Below are 9,813 nucleotides of genomic sequence, written 5' to 3' on the forward strand. Positions count from 1 at the left end.
CGCGCGCCGCTCCGCTTCCGTCGACGCCGCGAGCGTGGCGCGGCGCGCCGGCAGGTTGCGCAGTCGCACGGCCAGCTCGCCGGCGCTCGCGAGCCGGCGCTGCGGCTCGCCGTCGGTCGCGAGGCGAATGTCTTCGCGCAGCAACGCGTCGCCGACGTCGCGCTCCCAGCCGGACGCCATCGGCCGCGCGAGATCGCCCGCGAGGATCTGGTAGAGCATGACGCCGAGCGCGTAGACGTCGCTGCGCACGGTCGGCGCCTGGCCCGCGAACAGCTCGGGTGCGACGTACAGCGCCGTACCCGCGGTCGAACCGGTCGAGACGTCGCGCGCGGTGGCCGGCCCGAGCCGCGTGATGCCGAGCTCGGCGAGGCGCTCGGGATCGACGAGGTGGCCGCTGCCGAAGTCGGTCAGGCGCACGTGCGGCGTCCCGTCGCGACCGTCGACGAGCACGTTCGCGGGCTTGAGGTCCTTGTGCAGGACGCCGACGCCGTGGGCCGCGTCGACCGCGTCGGCGATCTGCAGGAACAGCGCGATGCGTGCGTCGACGTCGGTCGCGGCAAGGGAGGCCTCGGCCCACTCGAGCAGGTTCTCGCCGCCGTATTCGCACTCGAGGAAGAACGGCGGCTGCTCGAAGTTCCAGTCGATGATGTCGACGAACCCGCCGCGCTCGTCGAGGGTTTCGCGCAGGACGCGCGCGAGCGTCGCCTCGCGCTTGAGCGAGCGCAGGCGCTCGCCGTCGGCGCCGAACTTGTAGACCCGCAGCACGTGCGTCTTCGCCTGCTCGGCGAGCCAGACCTCGCTGCCGCGGTTCGCGCCGAGCGGGCGGCGCAGGGTGAAGTTCGGCCGCCCGGGCACCGGCCGGCCCGGCGCGAGCTCGAGCCGGCCGTCGATGCGACGGCCGACCGCGCTGCGCTCGACGTCGCCGTCGAGCCGGTAGCCGACGCGCGCCTGCGTCACGAGGCGCTCCGCATTCGCCTCGCCGAGCGCGCGGCGCAGTTTCGCGATCGCGTTCGGCAGCACCTTGTCGACGGTCACGCGACCCGCCCACACCTCGCGCAGCAGCTCCTCCTTGGTCACGACCTCGCCGGCATGGCGCAGCAGGTAGCCCAGCACGTCGAGCGCACGCCGCTCGACGTCGACGGGCAGGTCGGCCACGCGCAGTTCGAAGCGCGCCTCGTCGAACTCGGCCGTGCCGAAGCGGTAGCGGTAGGCGAGCGGCTCGCGCGGGGTCGCGACGTCGGTCATGGCGTAAATCCGAGGCGTGGCATGGGTTTGCACGGAGCCGGCAGGCGCGGCGGAAACGCGTTACCCAAACGTTACCGCGGCGATGACGCGACTTGGCCGTCGTGCGCAATCGCCTACGCTAGCATGATCGACACGCGCACGACGCGCCTCCCGCCCTGGCGACTTCGATCCGGCTGCATGCAGCCCGCAGGACGGCTGCGCGCTCTCGCACTTCCCCTGAGTGAGGAATGGAACCATGTCGATCCCTTCATCCGCCGTCGCCGCCCTCGCGATCGCCTTCGCCCACGTGCCACCCGCGGCCGCGCAGGTCGTGACATGGCGCGCGATCGCCGGCCAATCCGGCAGCGTCGTCACGCCGAACCTGCCTGCGGGCGTCGACCGCACGTTCTCGGACGTCTCGATCGGCAGCGCGGGCGCCGGCATGGTCGGGCTGCGCGTGAGTTCGCCGAGCGGCAGCAGCGGTTACTGGGCGCGCCGCGACGGCGTCCTCGCGCGCTACGTGCAGGCCGGCGTCACCGGTCCGCTCGGCCCCGGACGCGGCGCCGGCGAAGCCGGGCATGTTTTCCTTTCGTACGTGCTCGGCTGGAGCGAAGCCGGCCCCGACGGCCAGCGCGTGTTCGCCGCACGCGCGGGCGACCCCGCGCTCGGCGATGCGCAGGCGAGCTGGGGCGTGTGGCGATGGGACGGCACGAAGAACGTCGAGATCGCGCGCGCGCTCACCGACGGCGCGCTCGGGCCCGGCCTCGGTGCAGGCTGGCGCTTCAAGGATGCGTCCGACTTCGCCGGCGCGCGCATGCTTGCAGGAGGCCGCGCGCTGCTCGTCGCGACGGTGACGACGCCGGCGACCGCGACACGCGATCTCGTCGCGCTGCACGTGCCCGGCAGCGGCAACCTGCCGTGCGCGCTCGAGGATTCGACCGATCCCGCGCTGTCGCCGGGCCTCGTCGCCGGCGACTCGTTCCCGGCCGACTGGGGCGGGTCGCTGAGTGCGTTCGCGGTGGGTGCCGAAGGCGCGATCTATGCGCGCCTGGCCACGAGCAATTCGCGTGAAGGCATCTTCCAGCTCTGCGACGGTGCGCCGCGCGCGCTCGTCGCCGACGAAGTCACGGGTGCGCTCGGTCCGGAACTCGGGGTCGGGACGGCGTACTTCTCGTCGTTCTACGGTCCACCCAAACCCGCCGACGCCGGACGCGTGTTCTTCGTCGCGACCGGCCGCCTCGCCTCCGGCGGGGCGAGCTTCGGCGGCCTGTTCCACCACGACGCAACCGGCAATCGGCCGCTCGCGCTCAACGGCGACACGGGCGACTTCTCGCCGCACTGGCTCGATTCGACCTTCACGTCGATCGACGAGTACTCGCTCACGGCCGCGGGCGAGTGGGCCGCCTTCGAGGCGAACCTGCACACGGGCGACGGTGCGTCGCCGATCGGCTTGTTCCGCGTGCGACCCGGCGAGCCGCCCGAGCCGGTCGCGATCATCGGCGCCGACGTCCCGTACGCGCCCGAAGCGAATCGCACCTGGTCGAACTTCCGCGCGAGCGCCGTGCTCGCGAACGGCGACATCGTGCTCGAGGCGTACACCAACCCGAGCAACGAATATGCGTTGTGGCTGCTCAAGCGCGGCGCTGCGCCGCGACGCGTGCTGCGCGCAGGCGACGTCGCGCAGGTCCCGACCGCGAGCGGCGTCGTGCAGGCCGCCGTCAACAGCTTCGCGCCCGCTGGCGGTGGTGGCACCGCGCAGTACGATCGCGGCGCCGACGCGTGGATCGGGGCGGACGGCGCGATCCTCGTCTCCGCGTCGGTCAACGGCTACGGGACGGCCTTGCTGACGGCGACGCCGTCGAATCCCGTCGACCGCATCTTCCGCGACGGCTTCGACGGCTAGCAGCTAGCGGCCGATGCGCGCCGCATCGCGGCGGCGCGCATCGCGACGTTCCCGCATCGGGCTACACACCCGGCCCGCGCCGGCCCATGACCAGCGAGACGACGAACAGCACGAGGAAGACGAGGAACAGGATCTTCGCGATCGACGCCGCGGTGCCGGCGATGACGCCGAAGCCGAGCACGCCCGCGATGAGCGCAATCACGAGGAACACGATGGCGTAGTGGAGCATGCGGTTCTCCTTGCAGTGGGATTCCGTGCGCGCCGCCGCGTCGCGGCGCCGTCGCGGGGTCCACGGTGAAGCCGGGCGAGTGAATGCGCAGTGACCCGCGCACGGTCGCATTCAGCCAACGGACGGCCGCGGCGCCGCGAAACGCTGTGCTAACCTCGCGCCCCCGAGACCCCGCGCAGACCCGAACCGAGGACGCCATGAACAAGCTCGCCTGCCTGATCCCGCTCGCACTCGCACTCGCCGCGTGCGGCTCGAACGAATCGCCCGCGCCGGTCGCGTCCACGCCCGCGCCCGCCGCGCCCGCACCGGCCGACCAGCCGGCCCAGCCGACGCCGCCGCAGAGCGCGAACGACCTGCTCGGCGCGAAGATCGACGGCATCCTCGCCGGCGACTGGCGCTCGAGCGCGAACAAGGCGCGCGACCCGTACCGCCATCCGAAGCAGACGCTCGAGTTCTTCGGCGTCAAGGCGGGCGACACGGTCGTCGAAATCACGCCGGGCGGTGGCTGGTACGCCGAGATCCTCGCGCCGCTGCTCAAGGGCAACGGTACCTACGTCGCCGCGATCGCGCGCCCGCGCGACGCGAACGGCGAAGCCGCGCAGGACAAGAGCACGCTCGAGAAGAAGTTCGAAGGCGACCCCGAGCGCTACGGCGAGGCCAAGGTCGTCGTGTTCGACGGCAAGGCGCCGTCGTTCGGCGCCCCGGGCTCCGCGGACGTCGTGCTGACCTTCCGCAACGTGCACAACTGGGTCGGCGGCGGCAACGCCGAGGCGATGTTCAAGGGTTTCTTCGACGTGTTGAAGGCGGGCGGCACGCTCGGTGTCGTCGATCATCGCGCGGCCGCGGGCGCGGACTTCGCGAAGATCAAGGACTCGGGCTACCTCCCCGAGGACATGGTCGTCAAGCTCGCGACCGGCGCCGGCTTCAAGCTCGTCGCGTCGAGCGAGGTCAATGCGAACCCGAAGGACACGAAGGACTACGAGAAGGGCGTCTGGACGTTGCCGCCGACGCTCGAACTCGGCGACAAGGACAAGGACAAGTACCTGGCGATCGGCGAGTCCGACCGCATGACGCTCAAGTTCGTCAAACCGGGCGCGGACACGATCTTCCGCCAGCCGGACCCGGCGCAGAAGCACTGACGCGACACCGGCGCGTTCGCCCTGCGAACGCGCCGCTGCGGCACGCATGCTCGTCCTGCTCAACAAGCCGTACGGCGTGCTGTGCCAGTTCACCGACCGCAGCGACCCGCCGCGGCGCACGCTCGCCGCCTTCGTCGACGTGCCCGGCGTCTACCCGGCCGGGCGTCTCGACCACGACAGCGAAGGCCTGCTGCTGCTCACCGACGACGGCGCGCTCGCGCATCGGCTCACCGATCCTCGCCACAAGCAGCCCAAGACGTATCTCGTGCAGGCCGAGGGCATGCCGACGCCGGCCGCGCTCGACGCATTGCGGCGCGGCGTCGCGCTTGCCGACGGGCCGACCCTGCCCGCCGAGGTCGAAGCGCTCGACGTGGCCCCGGCGTGGCTCTGGCCGCGCGATCCGCCCGTGCGCTTCCGCAAGAGCGTGCCCGATGCATGGCTCATGCTGACGATCCGTGAAGGCCGCAATCGCCAGGTGCGCCGCATGACCGCCGCGGTCGGCCTGCCGACCTTGCGCCTCGTGCGCGTGCGCATCGGTCCATACGCGCTCGATGGCCTCGCGCCCGGGCAGACGCGCCTCGTGCGTGCGCGCTGACGGCGCGTCGGCCGATGCGGCGGCACGCGGGGTCCCGCGTGCCGCACGCCTTGCGATTGCGCGGGCGCAGGACGAGCATCGCGGCTTCCGCCGCTTCGACAGGACACGCGCATGACATTCAAGGACCATTTCTCCGCCCATGCGGGCGTCTATCACGAAGCGCGTCCGACCTACCCCGAGGCGCTGTTCGACTGGCTCGCGTCGCAGGCGCCCGCCCGCTCGCTCGCGTGGGATGCCGGCTGCGGTAACGGCCAGGCGAGCGTCGCGCTCGCGCAGCGGTTCGCGCACGTGCACGCGACCGACCCGAGCGCGACGCAGATCGCCCACGCCGAAGCGCGACCGAACATCGACTACCGCGTCGAGCCCGCCGAACGCTGCTCGCTCGCCGATGCGAGCGCCGACGTCGCGACCGTCGCGCAGGCGCTGCACTGGTTCGATCATGCGCGCTACTACGCGGAGGTGCGGCGCGTGCTCGTTCCCGGCGGCGTCGTCGCGGCATGGAGCTATGCCGATTGCAGCGTCGCGCCCGCCGTCGATGCGGCGAAGAACCGGCTCTACGTCGACCTCACCGGGCCATACTGGCCGCCCGAGCGACGCTACATCGACGAGGGCTACCGCACCTTGCCGTTTCCGTTCGACGACATCGCGGCGCCCGCGTTCGACATGCACGTCGAATGGACGCTCGCCCAATTCCTCGCCTACCTGCGCTCGTGGTCGGCGACGCAGCGCTACATCGCCGCGAACGGCGAGGACCCGGTCGCGCTCGTCGAGGACGAGATCGCGCGTGGCTGGGGCGATGCGACGCGCGCGCGGCGCGTGCGCTGGGATTTCCACCTGCGCGCCGGGCGCGTCTGACTCCGGCGATCGGCTCCATCGATCGCGCGCGAAGCGGTCCGTGCCGGGGCGCCGGGCGCGACTAGACTCGTTCGTGGATCGATTCGAATCCTCGCGACGGGGTACGCCATGCATCGCACGCCGTTCGTTCGCAGCGCAAGGGTGGCCGTGTTCCCGCTCGCAGCCTGCGTCCTCGCATGCGCCCCGTCGGCGATCGCCGCCGCGCTCCCGGATCCGCCCGGTTACACGACCGCGCGCACCGGCGGACCCCACGACTTCGAGTACTTCGCGGGCGGCTGGCGCACGACGCAGCACCGGCTGAAGGCACGCGGCGTCGGCAGCAACGAATGGGACACGTTCCCCGCGACGCTGTGCATGACGCCGTACCTAGACGGCCGCGTCACCGCGGACGAGATCCGCTTCCCGACCAAGGGCTGGGCCGGCTTCACCTTGCGCAGCTACGACCTCGCGACGAAGCAGTGGTCGATCTGGTGGATCAACAGCACGAGTGGCCGGCTCGAGACACCCGTCGTCGGTGGCTTCGACGGTGCGCGCGGGGAGTTCTACGGCGAGGACGTCGATGCGGGACGGCCGGTCAAGGTGCGCTACCGCTGGGACAAGCTCGACGATGACCATGCGCGCTGGGAGCAGGCGTTCTCCTACGACGGCCGCGGCTGGGAGACGAACTGGACCGCCGACTTCGCGCGCGCGCCCGCCTCGAGCGCGTGCCGGGACGGGCGCCCGCGCGACTGAGCCGCCGCGGCTACAGCCGCGTCCAGTCGATGCCGAGCGCGCGCAGGCCGGCGTCGCCGCTCGGACCGAGTGCGAGCGCGCGCGAATCGCGCCGCGCCCGCAACCAGCCGCGCTCGAACAGCCGCTGCGCGAGCCGGTTGCCGAGCGCACCCGCGAGATGGAAACGGCGCTCGGTCCAGTCGACGCAGCTGCGGCCGGCGAGCAGGCGTCCGTCGTCGCCGACGTCGAACAGGCCGACGTCGCGCAGGAAGCGCGTACCCGTCGCGCTGAGGCGGATCGCGTCGTCGCCGAGTTCGAGCGCGTCGCGCCCGCGCAGGCACTCGAACAGCGCGACGCCGAGGCGCCCGGCGAGATGGCGATAGCACGTGCGTGCGCGTCGCAACGGCGCGTCCGCGGCGGACGACGCACGCGCGCTCGGCGTTCGCGCACCCGCGAGCGCGAGTGTCTCGACGAGGTGCGCGACCTCTTCGCCCGCGAGCCGGAAATAGCGGTGCCGGCCCTGCGCGTGCACCGCGAGCAGTCCACCGCCGACGAGGCGCTGCAGGTGTGCGCTCGCCGTCGCTGGCGCGATGCCCGCGAGCGCCGCGAGTTCGCCCGCGGGCCGCGCGCTGCCGTCGATGAGCGCGAGCAGGATGCCGGCGCGTGCGGGCTCGGCGAGCAGGCTGCCGATCTCGGCGAGGCGGTGGCGACTGGTCGGTGCCGGCGCGGTCATGTCGGCAGCCTAGCGGATCCACCGCCGTATCGTTTCGGGTCGGCCCGAAGCATCCGCCGCACGCACGGGGCAGACTGCGGCGGTCCCATCCATTCCGCGCGAACTGGCCCGCCCGCGCCACTGGAATCGGCGCAGAGTGGCCACATGCAAGGACACCCGCCGCCGCGCGACCGCAGGAGATCCGCGCCATGACCGACACGCTCGTCGCCGCTGCACCGCGCACCGACTGGTTGACCCCGCTCGAACTCGTCGCGCTCGGCGCGATCTGGGGTGGCTCGTTCCTGTTCATGCGCGTCGCCGCGCCCGAGTTCGGCCCGTTCGCGCTCGTCGAGGTGCGCATCGTGCTCGGCGCGTTGATCCTGCTGCCGTTCCTGTGGCGTGCGCGCGCGCTGCTCGATGCGAAGCGCTTCGCGCAGTTCGCGATCGTCGGTGCACTCAACTCGGCGATCCCGTTCTCGCTGTTCGCATGGGGTGCCGAACGCGCGCCTGCGGGCGTCGGCGCGATCGCGAACAGCCTCACCGTGCTGTTCACCGCGCTCGTCGCGCTGCTCGTCTACGGCGAGCGCGTGAGCCTGCGTCGCGCGCTCGCGATGATCGTCGGCTTCGTCGGCGTCGTCGTGCTCATGAGCGGCAAGGTCGCCGGCTCGGACGTGTTCTCCGCCGCGCTCGCAGGCACGGCCGCGTCGGCCTGCTACGGCTTCGCCGCGAACTTCACCAAGCGCTGGTTCGCCGGCGTGCCGCCACTCGCGGCGGTCGCGGGCACGCTCGGCTGCGCCGCGCTTTTGCTCGCGCCGTTCGCGCTCGCGAGCTGGCCCGCGCAGTCGCCTTCGCGCGCGTCGTGGGGCAGCGCGATCGCGCTCGGCGTGGTCTGCACGGGCATCGCCTATGCGTTCTTCTTCCGCCTGATCCAGCGCGTGGGCGCCGCGCGTGCGACCACCTGCACGTACCTCGTGCCGCTGTTCGGCGTGTTCTGGGGCTGGCTGCTGCTCGCCGAGACGCCGACCGCGACGATGCTCGTCGCGGGAACGATGATCCTCGGCAGCGTGATCGTGAGCCAGCGCGAGGCGCAGGGGCGGCGCTGAGGCGCCGCCTTCCGTTCGTGTTGCCTCCTCCCGCTTGCGGGAGAGGGTAGGGTGGGGGCGCTTGGGCGGTGCGCCTGATGCTGCTCGGAAGAACAACAACAACGAGCACCGCATGGCCTCTTCGCCCAGCCCTCACCCGCAAGCGGGAGAGCGGAAGACATCAACGCTGACGAGGACGCCGGACGACAATCACCGCCATCGCACCACGACGCCTTCGGGTCGCGACGCCACGCCACCGCACGAGAACGCTCACGTCCCGCGCGGCTTCGCGCGATGCGTCGGCATTGCCGTCCATGGGTCGTCCGGCCATGGGTGCTTGGGATAGCGGCCCTTGAGTTCCTTCTTCACTTCCGGGTACGTGCGTTCCCAGAAGCTCTTGAGGTCTTGCGTGACCTGCACGGGTTTGCCGCCGGGCGAGAGCAGGTGCAGCGTGAGCGGAACGCGACCGCCCGCGATGCGCGGCGTGTCGGCAAGGCCGAACAGCTCCTGCAACTTGACCGCGAGCACGGGGGGTGCGCCGTCCGCGTAGGCGATGCGGCGCTCCATGCCGCTCGGCACGCGCAGCGCGACCGGCACCTGTTCGTCGAGCGCCCGGCGCTGCGCGAAGCCGATGCGGGTGGCGAGCGCTTCGGAGAGTTCGCCTGGCTCCAGCGCATCGAGGCGACGCTTGCCTGCAAGGTACGGTCCGAGCCAGTCCTCGAGCGACGCGAGCAGCGCGGCATCGGAGAAATCGGGCAGGCCGAGTTCGGGGCACCAGGCGCGCAGCGCGTTCACGCGCAGGCGCAACTCGCGCGCGTGGTCGCTCCATGGGAGCGCATCGAGGCCGAGCTCGCGCACGGCGGCGAGCACCGCAGGGACCGCGTCCTCGGCTCGTGCCGGCACGCTGCGGCGCTCGAGCACGATCGCGTCGAAGCGGCGCAGCTCGAACGCGTCGACCGCACGCGTGTCGCGGTTCCAGCGCACGCTGCGCTCGCGCACGAGGCGCGAGGGGAAATCGCGCTCGAGCAGCGCCGGGTCGAACGGCGCGGCCGCGTAGACGAGGCTGTCGCGATCTTCCTGGCGCAGGTCGACGACGACGAGCCACGGCTCGCCGTACAACGCGCTGTCGTCGGCGAGGCGCGCGCCGCGCCCGTTGGCGAGCGTGTAGCGGCGCGGATTGCCCGGGTCCTGCTTCGCGATGCGATCGGGAAACGCGTGCACGAGGACGTCGCCGACGGCCGTCGGCGCGATCGCGCCGGCACGCGCATCCTCGGGTGCCGCGGATGGGGCTGCGGTGGCATTCCCGCAGCGGCGACGCCATGCGTCGGCCGCCTGCGCGACCGCCGCGAGCGTCCCGTCGTCG

The 9,813-nt window shown here is 72.2% G+C and carries 10 protein-coding genes; 6 read left to right on the forward strand and 4 right to left on the reverse strand.

Annotated elements, in window-relative coordinates; translation table 11 throughout:
- On the reverse strand, positions 1–1,245 hold a 1,245-nt coding region (locus VI238_RS01240), incomplete at its 3' end, for a protein kinase domain-containing protein (protein WP_331647599.1).
- 235 nt (positions 1,246–1,480) lie between these two features.
- Between VI238_RS01240 and VI238_RS01245 the strand changes: the two genes are divergently transcribed.
- A complete protein-coding gene (locus tag VI238_RS01245; RefSeq protein ID WP_331647601.1) occupies positions 1,481–3,127 on the forward strand; it encodes a hypothetical protein in 1,647 nt (548 codons plus the stop codon).
- Positions 3,128–3,188: 61 nt separating this feature from the next.
- On the opposite strand, the gene VI238_RS01250 is transcribed toward VI238_RS01245, so the two are convergent.
- Positions 3,189–3,356, reverse strand: coding sequence for a DUF1328 domain-containing protein (locus tag VI238_RS01250; protein ID WP_331647603.1), 168 nt, complete (start codon positions 3,354–3,356; stop codon positions 3,189–3,191).
- 197 nt (positions 3,357–3,553) lie between these two features.
- On the opposite strand from VI238_RS01250, the gene VI238_RS01255 reads away from it, so the two are divergent.
- From VI238_RS01255 to VI238_RS01270, 4 genes are all read left to right on the forward strand, one after another.
- Positions 3,554–4,495, forward strand: a complete 942-nt coding sequence (locus VI238_RS01255; RefSeq protein ID WP_331647605.1) for a methyltransferase — start codon at positions 3,554–3,556, stop codon at positions 4,493–4,495.
- 46 nt (positions 4,496–4,541) lie between these two features.
- Positions 4,542–5,090, forward strand: coding sequence for a pseudouridine synthase (locus VI238_RS01260; RefSeq protein ID WP_331647607.1), 549 nt, complete (start codon positions 4,542–4,544; stop codon positions 5,088–5,090).
- 111 nt (positions 5,091–5,201) lie between these two features.
- Entirely contained in the window at positions 5,202–5,945 is a 744-nt protein-coding gene (locus tag VI238_RS01265; protein WP_331647609.1) for a class I SAM-dependent methyltransferase, read from the forward strand.
- 108 nt (positions 5,946–6,053) lie between these two features.
- Positions 6,054–6,677 (forward strand): hypothetical protein, encoded by a 624-nt coding sequence (locus tag VI238_RS01270; protein WP_331647611.1) that lies wholly within the window; start codon positions 6,054–6,056, stop codon positions 6,675–6,677.
- Positions 6,678–6,687: 10 nt separating this feature from the next.
- Here VI238_RS01270 and VI238_RS01275 read toward each other — a convergent pair whose 3' ends face one another.
- Positions 6,688–7,389: a metalloregulator ArsR/SmtB family transcription factor gene (locus VI238_RS01275; protein ID WP_331647613.1), complete on the reverse strand. Its 702-nt coding sequence runs from the start codon at positions 7,387–7,389 to the stop codon at positions 6,688–6,690.
- 188 nt (positions 7,390–7,577) lie between these two features.
- Between VI238_RS01275 and VI238_RS01280 the strand changes: the two genes are divergently transcribed.
- Positions 7,578–8,471: a DMT family transporter gene (locus tag VI238_RS01280; RefSeq protein WP_331647615.1), complete on the forward strand. Its 894-nt coding sequence runs from the start codon at positions 7,578–7,580 to the stop codon at positions 8,469–8,471.
- A gap of 249 nt (positions 8,472–8,720) precedes the next feature.
- Here VI238_RS01280 and VI238_RS01285 read toward each other — a convergent pair.
- A partial coding sequence (locus tag VI238_RS01285) for an ATP-dependent helicase C-terminal domain-containing protein (protein ID WP_331647617.1) occupies positions 8,721–9,813 on the reverse strand: 1,093 nt, incomplete at its 5' end.

It is taken from the genome of Dokdonella sp. (genome assembly GCF_036518555.1).
In the GTDB taxonomy this organism is placed as follows: Bacteria; Pseudomonadota; Gammaproteobacteria; order Xanthomonadales; family Rhodanobacteraceae; genus Dokdonella_A.